Here is a 238-nt window from a genome sequence, read left to right as displayed (position 1 = left end):
CCCAATACCACCGCATCATATTCAAACTGATGCTTATCACCCTTGATACGCTCAGAGTCTTTGGTAAAGCCTGACTTTACATCAATACGAGTATCATCTAGCGGGTTGACTAAGTCAGGATGGTGCATGATGTCATCGTTGACTTGCTCATGCGTTTGTTCGATTTTTTCTTTTTTGTTTTGCCCTTCTGTGCGTTCAGGCGTCGGCGCTGTGCCGCTCTCTTTATTAGACACTTCAG

At 45.0% G+C, this 238-nt stretch carries 1 protein-coding gene; it reads right to left on the bottom strand.

What is annotated here, in order from left to right; translation table 11 throughout:
- Positions 1–238: hypothetical protein (locus AAEZ08_RS23430; RefSeq protein ID WP_500125244.1), on the bottom strand; the 238-nt coding region annotated here is incomplete at both ends.

It is taken from the genome of Pseudomonas sp. E45-MNA-CIBAN-0222 (assembly GCF_040310405.1).
GTDB classification, from domain to species: Bacteria; Pseudomonadota; Gammaproteobacteria; order Pseudomonadales; family Pseudomonadaceae; genus Stutzerimonas; species Stutzerimonas stutzeri_AC.
Note: the sequence above shows the minus strand (reverse complement) of the source record. Positions and strands in the feature narration are given on the sequence as shown.